Annotated in this window: 8 protein-coding genes and 1 pseudogene; all 9 read left to right on the forward strand. The window is 72.8% G+C overall.

The window, feature by feature from the left end; all coding sequences use genetic code 11:
• A pseudogene (locus G3I56_RS41820) lies at window positions 1-2,093 on the forward strand (hypothetical protein); the annotation flags it as partial.
• Window positions 2,090-5,347: a right-handed parallel beta-helix repeat-containing protein gene (locus G3I56_RS41825; RefSeq protein WP_164418644.1), complete on the forward strand. Its 3,258-nt coding sequence runs from the start codon at window positions 2,090-2,092 to the stop codon at window positions 5,345-5,347. The pseudogene G3I56_RS41820 and the gene G3I56_RS41825, both read left to right, overlap by 4 nt.
• Before the next feature lie 206 nt (window positions 5,348-5,553).
• Window positions 5,554-5,898, forward strand: a complete 345-nt coding sequence (locus G3I56_RS41830) for a WXG100 family type VII secretion target (protein ID WP_164418646.1) — start codon at window positions 5,554-5,556, stop codon at window positions 5,896-5,898.
• A gap of 49 nt (window positions 5,899-5,947) precedes the next feature.
• Window positions 5,948-6,238 (forward strand): hypothetical protein, encoded by a 291-nt coding sequence (locus tag G3I56_RS41835; RefSeq protein ID WP_164418648.1) that lies wholly within the window; start codon window positions 5,948-5,950, stop codon window positions 6,236-6,238.
• Between the two features lie 4 nt (window positions 6,239-6,242).
• Window positions 6,243-6,809, forward strand: a complete 567-nt coding sequence (locus G3I56_RS41840; RefSeq protein WP_164418650.1) for a hypothetical protein — start codon at window positions 6,243-6,245, stop codon at window positions 6,807-6,809.
• A 122-nt stretch (window positions 6,810-6,931) separates the two neighbouring features.
• A complete protein-coding gene (locus tag G3I56_RS41845) occupies window positions 6,932-9,526 on the forward strand; it encodes a hypothetical protein (RefSeq protein WP_164418652.1) in 2,595 nt (864 codons plus the stop codon).
• A 172-nt stretch (window positions 9,527-9,698) separates the two neighbouring features.
• Window positions 9,699-10,142, forward strand: a complete 444-nt coding sequence (locus tag G3I56_RS41850; RefSeq protein ID WP_164418654.1) for a YbaB/EbfC family nucleoid-associated protein — start codon at window positions 9,699-9,701, stop codon at window positions 10,140-10,142.
• On the forward strand, window positions 10,135-10,497 hold the full coding sequence (locus tag G3I56_RS41855; RefSeq protein WP_164418656.1) for a hypothetical protein: 363 nt from the start codon (window positions 10,135-10,137) through the stop codon (window positions 10,495-10,497). The genes G3I56_RS41850 and G3I56_RS41855 overlap by 8 nt, the downstream gene beginning before the upstream one ends.
• On the forward strand, window positions 10,494-21,101 hold the full coding sequence (locus G3I56_RS41860) for a hypothetical protein (RefSeq protein ID WP_164418658.1): 10,608 nt from the start codon (window positions 10,494-10,496) through the stop codon (window positions 21,099-21,101). Before G3I56_RS41855 ends, G3I56_RS41860 begins: the two co-directional genes overlap by 4 nt.
• Window positions 21,102-21,119: the final 18 nt, after the last annotated feature.

Genomic DNA, 21,119 nt, shown 5'->3' on the forward strand with positions numbered 1-21,119 from the left:
CGGCGCGGGCCCGGGCAGCGGCACCCGTCCCGGCCGGGCAGTCGTCGGCCGCCGCAGCACCCGCCCCGGCCACGGCACCGCTCCCCGCCGGACAGCCCCTGGCCGTCACGGCACCCACCCCCACCACGGCACCGGCCCGTACCGCGGCATTCGGCCCCGTCGGGCGACAACTTCCCGTCGGTGGACAGCTGTTCGCGACCCCGGAGGCGGTGGCGCCCACGGAGACTCCTGCGGCGCCTACCGCCCTGGCTCCGACGGCTCCCGCAGCCGCCCGGGTGGTGACGTCGTCTCAGGGACCCCAGGATGCCCACCGGGCCGAGCCGGGCACACCCGTCTCCACCATCGCGGGCCCGCCCGCCGCAGCACCGGACCTCCCCGGCGTCGTACCACCCGGCACGACCGGCCCGGGCAGGCAGCACCACCTCGGGGCGGCGGGCGCCGACACCACTGCCACCCCGGCAGGCGGACCGCCGGACACCCGGACGAGCGCCCCACGCCGGTCCGTTCCGGCCGTCGGAGACCCCGCCCCGGAGAGCGGCCCGACGACCCCGGACCCACCCGTCGTACCGAACGCGCGGATCGCGGCAGACGTCCCGGTCACCCTGGGCGGCCTCGACGTCCCGGCCGGTCCGGTGACCGCGCCCGCCGTCCAGGACGTCCGGGACGCCCCTCCCGCCGCACCGCTCAGGGCCGCCGGCCCGCCCACACCGGGCGTCACACCCGCCGGCGACGCCGCACCACAAGTGGCAACAAGCACCGGGTCCGAGACGGCAGTTGGTTCGGACGGTTCGGACGACACAGAGCCGCCGGCCGGGACCGTCGGCGAGCCCGCCCCGGACACCGCAGGGGTGTCCACCGCACCGGCGACCCGGCCCCTGCCGGAGCCAGAACCGGCCCCCGCGTCCCCCGCCGTATCCGCGTCCTCCGCTCCCGCCTCCCCGTCCGCGTCAAGGGCGTCCGCGGCGCCACGCATCCGGCTCGAGTCCTCCCCTGCACCCGCCAGCGTGAGCCTCCCTCGACCCGTTACGGACATCGTCGTGCCCCCGGCGGGCCCGGCGCCCGCCCCGCAAAGCCCGGCGCCCGTAGCAATGGCCACGGCCACACCCGCGCCGGAGGCACTGTCGGCCGAGGACACGCCCGAGGCGCCGACAGCCGTGGCGGACGACACGCCGGAAGCAGACGCGCCGGAGGAGACCTTGCCGGGGCCGGAGTCCGCGGTGCGTGTCCAGCCGGTTCCGTCGGCGGCGGCCTGCGCGGTGCCCCCGGAGCGGGGCATCGACCAGGAACGCGCCTGGCTGCAACGCACCCTGGGGACCCCGTTCGACGCCGTCGCGGGGTCCATCTCGCGGCTGCTGTCGGAACTGCCCGGTCTACGGACGGAGTCCGGCCGGGGTGGTACCGAGGCACTGAGCGATCTGGTCGCGGTCAAGCTCTACCTTTCCGGTGGGGCACCCTCGCTCGACGCGGGTGTGACCGCGGGCATCCCCGGTCCGCATGTGCCGCTGGCCCGCTGTGTCGCCGCCGGTCTGCGCCGACTGCCGTCCTACCGCGGGCCCGTACGGGTCGGCGCGGCCCTGACGCCCGCCGAGTGGGAGTGGTACCGGGGCCGGCGGCTGGTCATGGAGTGGGGTTTCTGCGCCGGCGACGCCGCTCCCCCGCCGGCCGGGACCGCAGAGGCGGGGAGCCCGGAGGTCGCCGACCTGACCCGGACGGACGAACCGCCCGAGGGGCCGGGCCCGGTCGACTTCCTGGTCTGGTCGATGACCGCGCGCCGCACCGCGCTGATCGTTCAGGACGAGGCAGACCGGGTGGTCTTCCTGCCCGGCACCGGATTCAAGGTGCTGCGGGTGACGGGCGGCGACCGGCCGAGCATCCTGCTGCGCGAGTTGTCGCCCTCGGAGATCTCGGAGGACGGCCGGGTCAGTACCCGTCCGGTGCCTCTCGACACGATCGCCCTGGCGAGTCTGGAGAAGGCCGAACTCATCCGGCGCCCGGCGAAGACCGGGGAGCGAAAGCCGCTCGGCAATGCTCCCGGTCTGGTCATCAGCGGTACAGGCGGCCCCGACGGGCCTGGAGAGGACACGACACAGTGACCAGGCAGACGCTGGTGGTGTCCCAGAACCGTCCGGGGGCACACCGTTCGATCACCGAGGCCCTGCGGCACGCGGTCAACGGGGCGGTGGTCTCGGTGGCCGCCGGCCGGTACGAGGAGTCGCTGCGGCTGAGCCGGACCGTCACGCTGTGCGCGGAGGGTGAGGCGGGCAGCGTGGAGGTGGTGTCGGCGAGCGGCAGCACCGTCGTGGTCGACGCCGAGGCGGTGCAGCTGTCCGGGCTCGTGATCGTCGGGACGGACACCGACGCCCCGGTCGTCGAGGTCCGGCGCGGCGAGGCGGTGCTGGACGGCTGCAGGGTGTCGGGGGCGGGGTGGACGGCCGTTCTGGCGTGGCAGACCGGGGTGCTGGTGGCCCGCGGCTGCCGGGTCGAGAACCCGGGGGGCGCGGGCGTCGTGGTGACGTCCCCGGCGGGCAACACCCTGGAGGCGTCGCAGGTCTCCCGGGTCGGCTCGTCGGCGGTGGTCGTCGCGGAGGCCGGCCGGCTGACCGTCCGCGGCTGCACCCTGGAGGAGTCCGGCGGCAACGGCGTCTGTGTCAACGGCCACGGCGAGGCGGTGGTCGAGGACACAGCGATCAGCGGGAGCGCGAAGCCCGCCGTGGTGGTCGAGCAGGACGGCCGGGCGGCCTTCCGCAAGGTCACCGTCACCGGCAGCGCCTCGCTGGACGCGTATCTCACCAGCACCGCGGCGGCCGTGTTCACCGACTGCTCGTTCTCGGGTTCGGCCGCCCAGTCGGTCCAGATCGCCGGCGGATCGCGGCCGGTTCTGCGTGGCTGCGCGCTCACCGGGGCGGCGCACAACGGGCTGCAGGTCACCGGCGGGGCCCGGCCGGTGGTCGAGGACTGCGAGATCGACGGGGCGCCGCTGGGTGTCGTGGTCGACTCGGGCAGCGCACCGGCGTTCCGCAATGTGACCGTCCGGGGTGCCTCGCAGCACGCGGTGGTGGCGTCGGGGAAGTCGTCGGCGTCGTTCGACAGCCTCACCGTCTCCGGTGGCGGCAACCGTCCGGTCCGCGCCGACGGCGAGTCCTCGCTGGTGCTGGACGGCGGCCGGATCGAGGTGCCGGAGAACGGTACGGGCATCACCCTGACCGACGGTGCCGACGGACGGTTCACCGGACTGCGGGTCTCGGGGCCCGGTGGCGACAGTACAGCGATCGCGGTGGACGCCGGGGCGCGGGCGGTCATGGAGTCCGCGGTCCTGGAGGGTTGCGGGGTGCTGGTCGGTACCGGCGGAAGCGCCGGGATCCGGGGTACCGGCATCACGGGCGCGGGCACCGACGGCATCCTGGTACTGGAGGGCGGCACGCTCACGGCGTCCGACTGCCGGGTTTCGGGCAGCGGCGGCCACGGCATGGACCTGCGCGGTCCGGCGGGTGCCGAGGTGGACGGCTGCACGGTGACCGGCAACGCCGGGGAGGGCATCCGCTTCGCCCCGGAGGACCGGGTCAGCGTCCGCGGCTGCGACATCCGTGACAACGGGACGACCGCGCCGCATGCCGCGCCCCGCGCCGAGGAGCAGTCTCCCCGGCGGGGCCGCGCCGCCTCGGAGGAGGGCGGGGTCGGCGGGACGCACGACGACCCGTCGGCCGCGGGGACGGAGAGCAGGCCGGCGCTGGGCACCGGGCCGTTGGCCGACCTGGACGCGCTGGTGGGGCTGGAGAGCGTCAAGCAGGAGGTCACCGGTCTCATCAACCTCAACCAGATGACCAAGCGCCGCCAGGAGATGGGGCTGCCGATGCCGCCCATGAGCCGGCACCTGGTCTTCGCCGGTCCACCGGGTACCGGCAAGACCACCGTGGCACGGCTGTACGGCGCGGTCCTGGCCGAGTTGGGGATTCTCAGCCAGGGCCACATCGTGGAGGTGTCCCGGGCCGACCTGGTGGCGCAGATCATCGGCGGCACCGCGATCAAGACCACCGAGGTCTTCAACAAGGCTGTCGGCGGTGTGCTGTTCATCGACGAGGCGTACACGCTGACCAACCAGAACAAGGGCAGCGGGCCGGACTTCGGCCAGGAGGCCGTCGAGACGCTGATGAAGCTGATGGAGGACCACCGGGACTCCATCGTCGTCATCGTCGCGGGCTATTCCGAGCTGATGGAGCAGTTCCTCTCGTCCAACCCCGGTATGGCGTCACGGTTCTCGCGTACCGTCGCCTTCCCCAACTACAGCGTGGACGAACTGGTCACCATCGTCCGCGGGTTGTGCGACAAGCACTACTACGAGATGAGCGACGGGGCGCTGGAGGCGCTGACCCGGTACTTCGAACTCGTCCCCAAGGGGCCGACGTTCGGCAACGGGCGGATCGCCCGCAAGGTGTTCGAGTCGATGATCAGCAGACAGGCCTCCCGGCTCGCGGCGAACCCGCCGAGCCGCGACACCGAGCTGAGCCGGCTCTCCGAGGACGACGTCGACCTCGTACCGGGCGACGACCATGACGCCCCGGCTGGGGCAGCCTCGTCGACACCCGGAAAGCGCGCCGACCGCAGACTCGCCTCGCTCGTCGGCCTGGACGGCATCCGCGAGTCGCTGCCCGCCCGGGTGGCCGGTCTGGCCCGGCTGCGCGCCGGCGGGCAGCCGACGTCGGGACTGGCCAATGTGGTGCTGGCGGGCCCCCCTGGCAGCGGTCGCCGGGCGGTCGCCGCGCTCTACGGGCACATGCTGGCCGAGCAGGGGCTGTTGCCGACCGGGACCGTGCACCCGGTGCCGCTGTCGGCCGTCCCCGACGGCTGGCCCGGTCAGGCCGCCGCCTACGCGTCGTCGCTCTTCGAGGAGGCCGCCGGCGGGGTCCTGCTGCTGGAGTGGGACCGCCCCTTCTCCGCACGGCCCGCCGCCGGCCGTACGGCGGTTCTGGAGGCGCTGCCCGGCTGTGTGGCCCGGTCACCCGAGGTGGTGGTGCTGCTCTCCGGCGAGGACGACGACCTGCGGGCGCTGCCGCAGGAGAGCAGCACCCTGGCCGGCTGCTTCTCGGAGTACCTGCGGCTGGCCCCGTACAGGGCCGAGGAGCTGGCCGAACTGGCCGTGCGCCGGCTGCTGCGGCTGGGTCATGTGCTCGACGCCGCGGCCCGGCAGGCGGTCGACATCCGGGCCGCCGAACTCCCCACGGCACTGGGGGTGTTCGGCGCCCGCCTGTTCGCTGACCGGGTGTCGGCGGTCGCCGGTCGCCGGGAGGTGTCCGCCGAGGCGGTTGCCGCGGTGCCCACCGGCACGGCCGCCATACCGGTACGGGTGTGATCCGCCGGCCGGCCACGCCCCGGTGTCCCGGCGGCGGATGCCCTGCGGGGGCAGAGATCGACGGCGGCGGGGGCAACAAGGCCGGTGGGGAATCGGGGTCACCTCCCCGGGCCGACAGCATGGCCGGGTAACACGACGCAGCAGGTGCCCGAACACGCGCTTGACCGCGCTGTTCACGTCGGCACCGAACCAACGAAGGAGAGCTCATGGCGGGCGAGACGTCCGTATCGGTCGAAGGCATGATCAGGGCCAGCAACACCTTCGAGGGGGCACGGGACACAGCCATGCGGTCCTACTCGGCGATGTACGAGCAGGTCTCCACCCTGGCGGGCAACTGGAGCGGCGACGCGTCGTCGGTCTACGGGAACGCGCTGCAGAGCTGGCTCGCCAACTTCCGCACCGTGATCACGGCACTGGAGAATATGCAGGCCAGCCTCGACACCAACGCCGCGATGTACGCGCAGACGCACGACATCACCCAGCAGGAGGCGGCCTCCCTCGCGGCGGAACTCGCCGAGGCGCCCGCCCTGTCCGGGCTGCCCGGCTTCTGAGCCTCGCGCCCCGCCCCCGTATCCCCCACCGGCAGCAAGAGAGGCATCCATGTCCACCTATTCCGTGAACATGTCCAACGTGAGCACCGTGGTGGAGGAGATGTCCTCCATCAGTACCAACATCAAGACCATGCTCGACAGCCTCGCCCAGGACACCACCGTGAACCTGGCGGAGTGGACCAGCGAGGCGCGCGAGTCGTACAACGTCTGCAAGCTGAGCTGGGACAACGCCGCCGCGGCCATGGTCAATCAGGCGGTCAGGGCGCACACCTCGCTGGGCGGCATCAACGCCAACTACGGCACCAGTGAGGTACAGGGCCGCAAGATGTGGGAGGTGTGACCCGGTGGCGAAACTGGACGCCGACTCGCCGGACGAGCAGAACACCGGCGATGGATACCTCCCGTCCACCTCCAACACCACGACCACCAACGGTGTGCACGAGTGGAATCACCAGACGCCCACGTACAACGAAGTGACGTACTCCGTGGACAGCCCCGTACCGCCGCCGATCGCGCTGTCCCACTCGGAGTCCGGTGAGACCCAGGTCAACACCGCCGCCATGCGGCTCTTCGCCAGGAACATCCGCACCCTCCAGACCGCCGCCGGCAAGGCGCACGAGACGCTGGACCCGGTGACGCTGGCGCCCGGGGGCTTCTACGTCGCCCACCAGATGCGCCTCGACGTCACGGGAGCGGACGGCTCGGGGCTGAAGCCCGCCTTCCTCAAGGTCCTCGTCGACCTGCAGTACGGCCTGAGCGCGCTCGCCACGGGCATCGACACGCTGGCCCAGCTCTACGACAACACCGAGGCCGACAACACGATCGACGCCGCGCGGATCAAGGAAGAACTCACCAGCGTGCCCGGCTTCTTCGACCGCTCGGTCGAGGACACCGGCAGCGTCTCCACCTGATCCGACCGACCCGAACAGTGCCGGTCCGGTGACTCGCGGCGTGCCGCGCCCGGGTCACGGGCCCCACCGGCCGCCCCCGGCACAAGGACCGCACAGAGCGAGGAAGGCAGGACCGGAACAGCATGGCGGAGGACGACCCGACCGGGGGCCTGACGCAGACCAACGACGGCACCCTCTTCGGCAACCCGGACGGTGGCGGCAACGAGCACGACTATGACAACTGGAGCTGGAAGCAGATCGCGGCGGCCATCAACGGCGCCACCACGGTCGATCCCGGCTCCGACCACAGCAACGAGATGGCACAGATCTCGGATCCGGCGAGTTTCGGCACCACGGCGCGGGCTTTCTACTTCGTGCAGCGGACCCTGGAGATGATCTCGATCAGTCTCCAGCAGCAGTCCACCGCGCTCGCGGGTGACGACCGGGGCTGGCAGGGCGCGTCCGCCGAGGCGTTCCTGGCGATGACCAAGCAGTTCTCCCGGCAGGTGAAGGCGAACGCGGCAGTGCTGTCCCGTGGTGCCGGGATGGCCTCGGTGCCCAAGCAACTGACCGACAACGGCAACAACCTGGCCCGGGCCCGCGTCAACATTCACAACATCGACGTCTGGTACGCGGCGGAGGCGGCCCGGCTCGGGGCGGGACGGACCTCCAACGGGCTGATCGTGGTCAGTTCGAAGCCCGAGGTCGTCGCGCTGATGACCCGGGACATGCGAACGGTCATCCGGAACCTCGCGGCCAACTACAAGATGACGATCGAGAACGTCATCGCGCCCACGGCCGAGACGCCGGTCCCCGAACCCCTGCCGGACGGCGGAGGCGGGACCGGCGACGACGGTGGCGGCGGTGGCGGTGGCGGCCTTCCGGACACGGGTGGCTCCGGCCTGCCGGACACCGGCGGTGCCGGAACCGACGGGCTCGGCTCGGACGGGCTGGGCACCGGCGGGCTGGGCACCGACGACCTGGCCGGCGGGTCAGCCGACCCCTTCGGGGGCGGCCTCGGCACCGGCAGCGGCCTGGATCCCTCCGACCTCGACTCGGTCCTCAACCCGGGCACCGGGGGTGTCACGGACTTCCCCGGTCTCGGCGACGGCTCGCTGGGCACCGGCGGGCTCGGCGACCTGGGCACCGGAGGTCTGGGCGACCTGGGGACCAGCGGGCTCGGTGGGATCGGCGGGCTCGGCTCGTTCCCCGGCAGTCTCGGCACCTCGTCCCTCGGTTCCGGCAGCGGCCTGAAGGGCTGGGACTCGTCGACGGCCGGGCTCTCCGACCCGTCCATGTGGACCGACCCGGCCGCCGACTACAGCGGCCTCACCGGCACCGACGACAGCGGTCTCGGCCTGCCCGCCGACTACACCGGCTCGGAGGCGGCCGGCCTGGGCGACGTCCTGGGCGGTGGATCCACCGAGAGTTCCGGCAGCGGTATGGGCGGCATGCCCATGATGCCGATGATGCCCGGTTCCGGCGCGGGCGGAGGTGCCAAGGGCGGCGCCGAACGGCCCGACGCCGCAGGTCTCCTGAGCAGCGACGCCGCTCCCTGGCAGGACGCCGAGGGGACCGGGCTGCCGGTCGACGGCGTCGACATCGGTTCCGGAACCCCGGCGGGCGCGCCGTCCGGCGACACGACGTCAACCGCCGGCATCGGCGGCGTACCGGCCATGCCCATGCCGATGTTCCCCGGCGCCGCAGGTGCCGGTTCCGGCAGCGGCTCGGGCGCGCCGGAACGCCCCGACGCGGCCGGACTGGTCAGCGGCGAAGCCGCCGACTGGGAGGCCGGGGCGGCACCGGTCGGCACGGACGAGCAGATCGGTTCACCCGACGGGGCGCCGCCGGGTGTCGCGACCACGGGGATGCCCGTCGTGGTCCCTGGTCGGGCACCGGGCGCCGGCGCGTCCGCCCCGCACCGCGCGCAGAACGCCGGCGCGTCGGCGGAGCCCACTGCCGGGGCCGTTACCCCGGCGGGGGCCACCGCATCAGCGGGAGCCGGGGCGTCGGCCGGAGCAACGGCATCGCCGGGAGCCACTGCAGCCGCAGCCTCAACTCCTCTTCCTGCTCCTGCTCCTGCTCCTGCTCCTGCAGTTGCCGGGGCGCCGGCCATGGCCACCGCCTCGGCGGGAGGCACGCACGCGGCGGGAGCGACGGAACCGGCCGGAGCCACTGCGGTTGCAGGAGCCACCCAGGAGCACGAGGTCCGGTCGCGGACGGACGGGGCGGCACACGGCTCGGCGGATAGTGAACGGATCGCGCTGGTTCCCCAGGCCGACGACACGGAGGACACCAGCATGTGGGAGGTGGCGACTGCCTCGTTCCTGCCGCTGCTCCGGCCGTTCGCCGGCGGCAACGGCACCGACGACCGCGACCGGGACGGTCTCAGCTCGGCGGAGGAGAGGGCGTGGACGCCTCCCGAGCCCGGCGCACCACCCCCCGGGCAGAACTTCGGGCCGCTGGGCGAGGACCCCGACCCGGAGTACACCACCTGGCAGCCGGCCACCGCCCGCCAAACACCTCCTCCCGGGCCGCCGCCCACCCCGGCGGGAGGGGAACCGCTGCACTGCGGCGGCGACGACACACCCCCGCCCGAACCGGAACCAGAACCGGAACCCGAGATGGCCGGGGAACCCGACGACGCGGAGCAGGCGGAGCGGACCTCGGCGGATCTCCTTGTCGAGGACGGGGACCTGTGGGGGGCCCGGCGGGACGACATGTCGTCGCTGGGCTGAGCCACGGAGTGCCCCACCGGGGCAAAGGACGGTGTACGCGCGGTCATTTCCGGCCGCTCACCGGGCGGTCCCCGGTGAGCGCCGGGTTTCAATCACCCGGTGGCCCGGCCTCCCGTCCCCCCGGGAGGCCGGGCCACCGTGACCGACCCTGGAAGGAAGCAGGAAACACGCCGTGACCACGCCCTACGACGACGAGATCGACGATCTCCTGCGCGACTACCAGGACCAGCGGGCGCGGCTCGGCGACCTCCAGCGGAGCATCAACGAGGTCGCGGTGACGGTGACGGCCTCGCGGCAGGTCGTCCGGGTGACAGTCGGCGCGCAGGGACAGCTGCTGTCCGTGGAGTTCCCCACGGGCGCGTACCGCAGGCTGACCCCCGCCGAACTTGCCGAGGTCCTGATGACGACCGTCGGCCAGGCCCGCGACGAGGCGATCGCCGAGGTCGCCTCGATGGTCGCCGGCGGTCTGCCGGAGGGGCTGGACGCCGAGGAACTGCTGCGCGGGAAGGCCGATCTGACGGGCATCCTGCCCGAGGATCCGCGTATGCCGGACACGGTCCGCTCGTACGTCGAGAGTGGCCGGCCCGCACGGGCGGAGGACAGCCGCGATGAGTAGACGACTCTCGATCGACACCGACGGCATCGGCGCGGGTGCGACCGGACTCCGGGCCGCCGCGGCACAGTTGGCCTCGATCATCTCCACCCTCGACAGCGGCGTGGACGCCCAGCACCAGCCCTGGGGGGACGACAGGATCGGCCAGGAGTTCGCGCAGCAGTGGGTGGGTCCGAAGAACGACCTGCTGGACTCGGGCCGCGACCTGGCACGGGTGCTGGAGAGTTCCGCCGACGGCATCGAGACCATGGCGAAGGGTTTCACCGCCACCGAGGACGACAACATCGACAGCCTGCGCGGCCTGAACGGTGACCTCTCCACCGACACGTCGTCCTCCGGGGGGCACCGCACCACATGAGCCTGATGCTGCCGCCGGGGCTCAACTGGCTCGCCCAGATCACAGTGGGCGAGAACTGGCCCAGGGCCGACGAGGACAAGATGCGCCAGGTGGCCGCCCGGCTGCAGGAGGCCGGTACCCGGCTGGCGCATCTGTCCAACCAGCTGGGCCCGGTGGTCGGCCAGGTGCTGGAGAGCATGTCGGGTTCGGCGGCATCGGAGTTCACCCACTTCATGCGACGGCTGCGGACGACGCTGCCGCAGATGTCGTCCTCGTCCCACCAGCTGGGGAAGTCCGCCAAGGACTCGGCGCTCCAGATCGAGTACGCGAAGCTCATGATCATCATGCAGATGATCCTGATGGCCGTCGAGATCGCGCACTGGCTGGTCGTGGCTCCCGCCGCGGTGCCCGGCATCGTGGCCGCCGGCCGGGTGACCGTACGTCAGATCATGCGGCGGCTGTTCCTCAGCATCCTGGGTGAGGTCGTGGCCGAGGTCGGTCTCGACGCCGTCGCCCAGACCATCCAGATCCTCCGCGGCGACCGGACGTCGTGGGACAAGGAGATGACGCTCGACGCGGTCAAGGGTGGTGTCATCGGCGGTGTGGTCGGCGGACTGGTGGTGGGGGCCGCCGGACGCTTCACTCCCCGGGCGAGCCAGTCGGCCATCGGCCAGGGCATGATCGAGGGCGTCACCGGTGTGATCGAGGGCGGTGTCTCCAATGCTCTCCTCGGCGACGACTCCGAAGCCTGGATGAACTTCGCGTCGGGGTTCGTCGGCGGCGCGATCGGCGGTGCCGACGGCGACGGTCCGGAGAAGGTGGACATACCCGAACTCGGCGGGTTCCCCGACGGCCTGGACGACCTCACCGACGCCGCCAAGTCGGCGGAGCCCCCCGTTCCGGCTGTGGCCGACGGCCCCACCACCAAGGGTGCGGACGCCCCTGACGGCGCCGGGTCCTCCACCAAGAACGGCAGCGGGTCGCCGGAGGACCGCGCCGGCACCGAGGCGGGCACGTCCGACGCGGGCACGTCCGGGGCGGGCGTAGTCGTCGCGGGGGGCACGGCCGCGGCGACGTCCCCGGGTCGCGGCGGCGCGTCCGCCGGCCAGAGCGGTGCCACCGGCTCCGGCAGGACCACGTCCGCGTCCGGAGCCCCGGCCTCGGCCGGGGCGACCCGGGCGGGCGGCACCACGACCACGACGGGTTCCGGCACGGCCTCCGGGGCGCAGCGCGGCGGGCCCGGCAACGCGTCCGGCACCGCGTCCGGCAGGGGGCTCGACGGATTCGAGGACGGCCAGGACTCCGCCACGACGCCGCTGTCGGCCGGCACGGCATCGCCGGCTCCGGGCCAGACGTCCGCCGGCCCCGGATCCAACACAGGCTCCGACACGGCCTCCGGCACGCGGCAGGGACAGCCCGGCACCTCGAACGCGTCGTCGCCCTCCTCCCCGTCGTCATCCTCCGCCGCCGCCCGGTCCGTGGCACCGGCGAGCGGTACGAACTCCGCCCAGAGCGGGGGCGGAACGTCCCGGGCCGCCACACCGGTGCGCACCGAGGCTGACACCGGCGGACGTACAGCGGCCCGCCCGTCCGTGGCGACCGGGAACCCCACCGCATCGGCCGTGCGGACCATCACGTCCACCCCGGCCGCGCCCGCTCCCGAGCGGACCGCGGCAGCCGCCTCTGCCTCCGTCTCTCCGGGGCGCGTCACCCCGGCAGACCCGGCTGGTCCCGGGCCGGACGTACGACGGCGCGGGCCGGAGTCCGAGCCACCGGCCGGGCCGACGACAAGGACCGCGACCGACGCACCCGGCGGTCGCCCACGACGTACCGAGGCCGGCCCCGACACGGACGGCACAACGACCGCGCCGGCCGCTGACCTCCGGTCGACGAAGTCCACTCCCCCGGACCGGAAAATCCGCTGGCACGCGGCGCCGACCGCGTCCAACTCCCGCAGCACCGCGTCCGGTTCGGGCTCGGCGTCGTCGAACCCCGCGCCCATGACCACCGCAGGACCTGCGACCTCCCCCCGCGAGAAGATCAAGAACTTCCTCGTCGCGTTCGCCGCGCACACCGAACGCGACGACACGCCGCCCGACTTCACCAGCGCCTACGCCGACTTCGTCGAGAACCAGCAGTTCTTCGACAGCGCGCAGGCGTGGAAGCCGGCCTTCGTGGCACTGGCGACGGGCCTGCACACCGACCTGACGGCGATCCGGGCCGACCAGGCCGCACGGCCGACACCCATCCCGTCGACGGGCGACTCGACGATGCGGCTCTACCGCAAGATGTCGACGGTCGAGGCCGATCAGATCCGTCATCAGAACCAGCCGAAGACCGGGCTGGTCAACGCGATGGCGTATCACGACACTCCGCAGCACCGGAAGTTCTTCACCACGTCGCTCTCCCACACCAACGTCTTCCACAACGCCAACGCCGCCACGGACACCGAGACCGTCCTGGAGTTCCGGCTCCCGGAGAAGCGGTACTGGGAGTTCGTGAAGGCGCACGGCACGCCGAACCAGCAGGCCGGCGCGTACACCATCACGGATTCCGCGCTGCTCAACCAGGAGCAGTTGGTCGTAGGACCGACCGCCAACTTCACGGTCCGCCAGCAGGTCGACGCGGTCCACGCCGACAAGACCCACCACAACATCGGTATCGGGCCCGGCAATGTGGACGAATTCGTCCAGTACCTCGGACCCGTACGCGTCGTCGAGCAGGGGGAGATCGACCAGTCCGTGCGGGACGCCCGCGCGGCGGCTGCTGCGGACCGGGCCCCCCGGGTCGCGCAGGCCGTCGACCAGCGGGCCGACGAGGCCGCGGCGGAGATCCGGCGGCAGACCGAGGCTCGAGCCGCCAAGAGGGCCGCACAGGGGACCGGCGACACTCACGCCGCTCCCGACGGTGAAACGGAACCCGGGGCGCGGGACCCGGCCGGGAGAGCCGACAGCGACGTGTTCGGGATGGACCCCGTCCATCAGCCCGGTGACGGGGTCCTGGTCACCGGGGCCGTCGAGCCGTCGGCGTCGGCGGACCTGGTCGCGGGCCTGCTCGGCATGCCGGTCGGCCACCTGACCGACGCCCTCACGCTGATGGGCCCGGAGCACGTGCGCTGGCTGGCCTCGCACCGGCCGTTCGTGGACGGGCTGCGGACGTCGTTGTCCCCGGCGGAGTTCGCGGGGGTCGCCGCCCGTCTGCTGGTCGTCGTACCCGGTGAGTCGTCCCGGCCCGTCTCCGCGCGGCACGAGGCGCACGCCCAGGTGGCACGGATGCTGGGGGACCCGGAGGTGACGGGCCGGCTGCTGCTGTCCGGCGCGACGGTCGTGGTGCTGCCCCAGGACGTCCCGCTGACCGGAGTCAGTTCCTTCGCGGCCCTGCACGGGGCCACCGACGAGCACCTCGGGCGGTCGGCGGACGACCTGCGCGGTGCGGCGACCACCCTGACCGCGGCGATACCGGAGGAGAACCTCCTCGGCGAGGACACCCCGGTCGGGCCGGCCGCCCACCAGCCCGACGGCTACTCGTCCGCGACGCACGAGATCGCCCACCTCATCCACATGCAGGGACTGACCGACGCCGACCGCGAGGTCATCGACCGGGCCTACCGGAACAAGTTCCGCCAGGGGCCGGCCGCGCAGTGGCCCGACGGCGTCCGGCAGAACCTCAAGGGCGACCCGGCGGACAACTACTCCTCCACCGACGCCTACGAATACTTCGCCCAGGCCAGCAACGCCTACCTCGGCACCAACCACGGCAAGGACGGCATGACGGGCCGTCCCCGCAACAACGGCGCCCCGTGGGTGCGCGAGCACGAACCCGACCTGCGGCCACTGCTGGAGAGGCTGTACGGCACCGAACCCGGCACGGTCCACAGTTCTCCCGCCAACCCCGTCGCCACCACCGCGGCCGACAACGCGAGGTACGAGGCGTTCCGCGACTTCATGGAAGTGCTCGAGCCGGACACCTCGGCCGGCCACCCGGCGACGGACACCGAACCCGCGGCGGACCGGCGCCCGGGGACCGACCCGACCAACCCGACGGACCCGGTGGCACCGGCGAGGGCCGGCAACGGGAACCAGACGCCTCCCCTGCACGGGCCCCCGGATGCTCGGCAGCCGGCGACGAAGATCACCGCCGACGCGATGGAGGCGCACTACAACGAGTACCTCGATCACTTCGACACGCAGAACGAGCACGGGAACTTCAACAACGCCTACTACGCCTTCGCCGCCGACCAGGAGACGCTGGACCCCGTCCTGGCGTCCAACGTGAAGGTGAAGCAACAGGTCGAGACCCTGCACCGGAAGCTGGCCGAACTCAGCGACCGGCACTCCTCGACGGCCACGCCCATCCCCCACGCGGGCAATCAGCCGATCAGGCTCTACCGGAAGATGTCCCCCGTCGAGGCCGCGCAGATCCGCGGCGCGAACAGCACCGCGGCCGGGATGACCGCGGCGATGAACTACAACCGCAGCGACGAGTACCGCAAGTACTTCACCACCTCCCTCTCCCACACCAGCTCCTTCACCAACGAGAACGCCTCCTCGGACGCCGACGTCGTCCTGGAGTTCGAGATCCCGTGGAACGACTACTGGCGTTTCGTCCAGAAGCACGGAAAGCCGAACCAGGCCTCGGGCGCGTACGACATCGCCACCTCCGCGCTGGTCCACCAGGAGCGGCTGCGCACCGGACCGGCCGCCAACTTCCAGACGCAGCAGGACGTCGACACGGTGAGGGAGGAGAAGACCCACCACAACATCGGCATCGGCCACGGCAACCTCCGCGCGTTCAACGCGATGCTGGGCAACAACGTGCGGGAGGTGCCCGCGGCGGAGGTCGAGGCGGTCGCGCGGCAGGCCAGGGACGACGCCGTGCGGGCGCGGCGCGCCGAGGCGGAGACGCTGGTCCGGCAGCAGGTGGCCCCGCTGCGCGAGCGGGAGGCACAACGCGCCGCCGAGGCCGCCGTCCTGCGTGGCGCACCGACGGGCGAGACCGACACCCGGGGCAGGACCCCGGAGCAGGACGCGCCGCGGGATACCCACGACGAACTGCCCCCGGACGAGGTGGACGACCGCTGGAGGACCGCGCCGACACACCTCGAAGACCCCGAACCCGCGCAATACGTGCGCGAGTTCGGGTCCACCAGCACCGGAGCGCCCGGGCTGGCGGGCACCGGGCCGATTCCCGCAGGGACGATCGCCGACCTGCGCGCCCGGATCACCGCGGAGCTGGGTCTGGCGGACACCGGCGAGGACAACCCGCGGGCTACCGCCGCGCTGGACCGGCAGCTGGCGCCGGAACAACTGGAGGAACACCTCCCGGCCCTGCTGAGCGGGCACGGACACCGGATCACCGTGCCGGTCGACGGCGTGCAGCGCACGGTCGACGTCCGGCTGTCGCTGGACTTCGCCGGCCGCTCCGACCGGATCGGCGAGAACGGCGCGGCCCCGCCCGAACACCGCCTGGAGCGGCGTGCGATGGCGTCGCAGAGCATGGCGGACACCGGCGGATCCTCCACGACTCGGGTCATTCCGGTGGGGTGGAGCGGCACCTTCCCGGTGGGGAAACTTCCCCTGCCGGCCGCCAGGGGCGCCTTTCAGCTGTCGCTGACGCACAATCAGCAGTCGGGGACCACCAGCGTCACGGACACCGTGCAGGTGATCTCCTCGCAGCGGAGCAACGAGCCGTCACAGCGGTTCGCGTACGACGCCTCGTGGCTGTTGCGGGTCGATGGCGGGGACGGTGACAACGGCGGGAACACCGGCGACGCCCCGCCCGGGGCCGCCGACACGCCGGACCGAACCGGCGAGGACATCCCACTGCGGGACCTGGGGTGGAAGAAGGGCGACCGGGCCGGGACCATCGACATCTGGTTCCCGCAGCACCTCGCCTCCGACGACCACCTCGCGGGGCCCGACCAGCATCCGGCGGACCTGGACGAACTGCCGCTGTGGAGCGTCGACTCGCTCACCGATCCGGAGCGTCTGGCGCGCGAGGTGCGCGACCGCTTCTCCGGGGAACTCTCCGGTCTGTCGACGGAGTCCGCGCAGGCGGTGGACACGATGCTGTCGGAGTCCGAACTCCGGGGCGGCATGCCGCTGTTGCGCGACGGAATGTACTCGCCGGTCCTGCTGGACCCGCACGGCAACGCCGTCGGCATGCTGAAGATCACGGCTCATGTCGTACCGGGCACGCCGCTGCGCAGCAGTGTGCCCGGCAAGGTGAACATGGAGAGCCATCTCTCGCACGCCCAGAAGGTGGACGTCTCGACCCAGGTCACCAGTGGTGTCACGGCGGACGGCTCGGCCACCTTCCCGATGACGTCGGAGCACCCCGAGAAGGGTGCCGCGCCGAACGGCACCGGGGGCCCGACGGGGCGGTTCGGCGGATCGTTCCAGACGTCCCGGTCGCTCGGCTCCGGCGGTGGGGCGACCCTCCAGCACTCGGTCAGGACCGGCGCCGCCCACCTGCTGACCACGGCGGACGTGACGTACACCGTGGAGTTCGTCAGGGCCCGCGGCGGTTCGGAATCGCACGACTTCGGTCTCTGGGAGGACGGGCTGCGGCTTCGGGTGCCGACCGTCGAGACCGCCGTCGGCCACGCTCCGGAGGAGCTGCGCGGGCTGCCGCCGGCGCTGGAGCAGATGCGGAGCATCGGTGTGTCGTCCACGCCGCTGGGGGTGGACGGCACCGACGGGATGTTCGACCGTGCCGAGACATGGCTGCGTGAGCAGGGCTACCTGCCGCCGGCCGATCCGGAGCCCAGCAGGCTGCCCAACGCGCTGAACGAGGCCAAGGCCCATGCCCAGCTGGCCAATCTGCGGCGCTTCCAGCAGGCCAGGACGTCGGTGGGGCAACGGGCCGCGATGGACTCGATGGTCGACGGCGGGTACGCCCTGTGGCTCGACCGGCCGTCGCTGACCGGGGCGGACCGGGTCCAGGTGCGGCTGACCGCCGTACGGGACACGGACCTCCCTTCGCGGCACGTCCGGACGCTGCCCGACGTACAGATGATCAACCTGGTGTCGATGAACGCGCCGGGCAACCAGCAGAAGTCGACGGCCTGGAGCGTGTACGGCGGGGGCGGGGTCGCGGGAAGCGGCACCGTCGACAACGCGCCGGCCTGGCTGGGCGGCGGCGCGGACCTGACGGGCGAGTACCGGCGGACCGATGTCTCGTCGGCGTCGTCGGGTCTCGGCCACGACCAGCTGACGCTGAGCAACCACGGCCAGGCCGCCGAGGTCTTCGACGTGCCGGTCCGTCTCAGCCTCGACGTGTACGGGGCGGATCCGCGGACCCCGCTGACCCGCTTCGCCGACGACGGGCCCGACGCACAGGCGCCCGAGCACGACGTGGAGAACCCGGCACCCGCCGACGGGCACCCCAGGGGCACGTCCGGGACACTGCGGGTCGCGGTGCCGCACCACCGCACAGTCGAGCCGAGCCCGGAGCCGGGCCTCCCTGCCGCCCGGCAGAGCCCGTCCGCCAACCAACGGTCCGTCAGGCAGACCGACCTGGACCTGCTGGCGGTCGGCGCGGACGACTCGGCGAAGAACGGGGTGTTCCGCGTCCCGGGCGACGCCGTGGTCGATGTGTTCGCCGGTTCGAACAACCTGATCAGTGCCTTCGACGACATCGTCGGCCCCACGGAACCGGACCCGTCGGCGGACGGCACGGAGCGCACCGCCTGGCAGTCGCTCAGGGACACCCTCGCCGCGGCGATGCCCGAGACGGTGGGGACCGCGGCCACCTGGGGTTCGGACCAACTGGGCGGCCCTGCCGCCGGCGACCAGCGGACCCTGGCGGCGGAGGCCCTGCGCGCCGCGCTGAGCCCCGCCCAGTTGCTCGGCCGGGCCCACCAGATCCTCGGCAGCGGCTACGTCATCGAAGGGCTGACCCTGCCGGGCATGGCCGCCGACCACGAGTTCTCGGTGGAACTGCGGGCGTACGCGAGCACCCCGGGCCACCAAGGTGACATGGAGCAGTATCTGGAGACCGGGGTGTCGGCGGCGAGTTCGACGTCCCACCAGGTGAAGACCTCGGGGAGTGCCCGGGTCGCCGCAACCCTGAGCGCCCGGCGCGTCGTCAAGGACAACCTCGACACCAGCAAGAACTCGATGGTCGCGCCGGCCCTTTCGCTGAGCCACCAGCGCACGTCGGAGCAGTCCGAGACGCTGGGCTCGACGACCGCCACCGGCCGCACCCCGACCGAGGACAACAAGGAGCACCGGCTGCGCTCGGACGTGACCTTCGTCGTCACGGTGCGGCACGGTCGTCGCAACGCCTTCGGCAACCTGGTCGGCATCGGCGCAGGCGACACCGCGTCGATCGCACTGGAGCTGCCGCAGGCCCTGGAGGTACTGGTGACGGAGGCGCAGGTCAGGCGCAACCCGTCGCGGTTCGAAGGCATCCCCGCGTTGGACGCCGTACGGCAGTCGCCGCATCCCGAGGCCGACGTTCCGCCGCCCGCCCTACCCGACCGGTTCGCCCGCACGGGCCGGCTCGGGCTCGGCGCGGTCCTGGATTCCGTACCCCTGGAACAGCGCCCCGTCACCCCGGACCGGGAGCCCGGCGACGGATCGGCGGCCGAGGTGCCGGCCGCCGGGAACGCGCTGTACGAGAAGCTGCTGCGGCAGGTGGAGTTGGAGGCGCCCGGTTCCACCGTCCCCGGCCACTCCGCGTACGTCCCTGGGGTACGGTCCCGGATCGCCGACCACACGTCGCAGTCCGCGATGCGCGCCCTGCCGGGGCGCGGCCCGAGGGAGGCGCAGCGGTTCCACTTCGTGCACAACGGCGCGGGCGGCGCGCGGCTCGTGGAGGTCTCACTGACCGCCGCGCCGCACGCCGACACGGCCGGGCTGCGCAACGTCAGGGGCCGGGCCACCGTCGCGGGCACCGGCATCGAGAACGCGCCCGCGCACGCCCCGACGACCACCTCGCGCGGGGAGACCCACACCCGGCAGAACAACGGCTCGCTCGGCCTGCTGACCCGCCACCCCCGGGCCGGCGACGCCCTGGTGGCCGACCGGACCGGACCGTCGCTGGGCCTCGGGAGCAGACAGAGCCGGGGCAGTACGACGTCGACCACGTGGGAGGACCGCTTCTGGCTCCGCAACGACAACGTGGCGGACTTCGAGGTCGACTACGACTACACCAGCACCGTGCGCTCGGCGCCGCTCGGCGAGTGGCCCCTCAACCTGCCCGGCGGTTTCCTGCAGGGCGGCATCGTGTCGTGGGGCGACAGCCCCGACATGGCGAGCTGGCTGGCCGCCACCTTCGGCGGCCGGACGCCGACCCAGGAGCTCACCACGGTCCGCAACACCCTGCGCTTCGTGGCGGGCGAGACCCCGGCCGAGCCGGTGGAGCGCCCGGACGCCGAACCGTTCGCCTTCCACGACCAGGACCCGGCGGCCGGGCGTTCCACCGCCACCGGCGCGTTCTCCGGTCCCGCCCTCACCCCGTCCGAACCGGTCGTGGTCTACGGCTTCGACGGTCAGAGGCAGTTGCGCGAGGCCCTGGCACTGGCTGACCCTGGCCTGCGCGGCCAGGGCATCGTCCCCGACGCCGACTCGGAGGAGCACGCGGCCACCCGGCTCGGCGAACTGATCCGGCTCGGACAGGTCGACATCGTGCGCCCCGACTCGAAGGTCATGCCGGGCGCCTGGCCCCAGGAGGGCGGACATCAGGCCACCACGACGGTGACCACCAGGGTCTACAACCCGCGCCCGGTCACCGAGAGCCGTGACGTCACCCTGGACCGGCTGCGGCAGAACGCCACCACCGTCGCCTCGTCGACGTCGACCGCCACCCTGCCCAACCTGTCCTGGAGCACCAGCCTCACGGCGGACGGCGGCACCGAGAACCACCTGGTGGGACTCGGCTCGTCGCTGACCGCGCCGAAACCGGTCGAGCGGGGCCAGACCGCCGGATCCACCAACACCCGGCGCGAATGGCTCAAGACCGGCACCACCACCGCCCCCGAGGAGGGCGGCCTGCGGACCTACGAGACCGAGGTCGACGTGGTGATCACGGTCACCGATCCGGCCGGTACGGAACGCCACGTGGCAGGGAGCACCACCGTCCGGCTGGCCGAACAGGATCTGCTGGGCCACGGTGTCACCCGGCCGAACCCCCAGCCAGGTGTCCACGACCTGCGTTCGATACTGAACGGCCGGCCGGACAAGGACCAACGGGACTGGACCCGGCACCAGTTGGCCGACCTCCCCACCGCCCTGGCCCGCGGTCTTGAGGAGGGCGACGGTCCCGGGCCCGTACAGCTCTGGCTGGCGGCCGACATCGGGGCTGCTTCCGCCACCGACGGTGACGGCGTTCCACTCCTCGGACGAGCCCTGTACGCGGCCTCGCAGACCGCGGCGCTGTCGGGGCGGGACGTGGAACTCGTGCTGCGCGCCCACGAGGGGCTGCAGAGCTGGCCGTTCGACAGCACCGGCCGCCTGCGGGCAGACGACCCGGCCACCCTCGCCGCCTGGAACGCCTTCGCCGCTGGTGCCGAGCGGCGTTCGCGGTCGCGGTCCTCGCCGACTTTCTCCTGCTCCTGTACGTCCTCACGCTGCTGCCCGGCGTGGAACCGACCCGGCGTCGGCTGTTCGTCGCCGCGCTGATCGGCGCGGCCGGCTTCG

The organism is Streptomyces sp. SID12488 (assembly GCF_010548275.1).
Classification (GTDB): Bacteria; Actinomycetota; Actinomycetes; order Streptomycetales; family Streptomycetaceae; genus Streptomyces.

Bases quoted from the DNA above. Each gene is read 5' to 3' on its own strand.
- G3I56_RS41830 (WP_164418646.1), top strand. From the start codon at position 5,554: ATGGCGGGCGAGACGTCCGTATCGGTCGAAGGCATGATCAGGGCCAGC.
- G3I56_RS41835 (WP_164418648.1), top strand. From the start codon at position 5,948: ATGTCCACCTATTCCGTGAACATGTCCAACGTGAGCACCGTGGTGGAG.
- G3I56_RS41845 (WP_164418652.1), top strand. From the start codon at position 6,932: ATGGCGGAGGACGACCCGACCGGGGGCCTGACGCAGACCAACGACGGC.
- G3I56_RS41855 (WP_164418656.1), top strand. From the start codon at position 10,135: ATGAGTAGACGACTCTCGATCGACACCGACGGCATCGGCGCGGGTGCG.
- G3I56_RS41860 (WP_164418658.1), top strand. From the start codon at position 10,494: ATGAGCCTGATGCTGCCGCCGGGGCTCAACTGGCTCGCCCAGATCACA.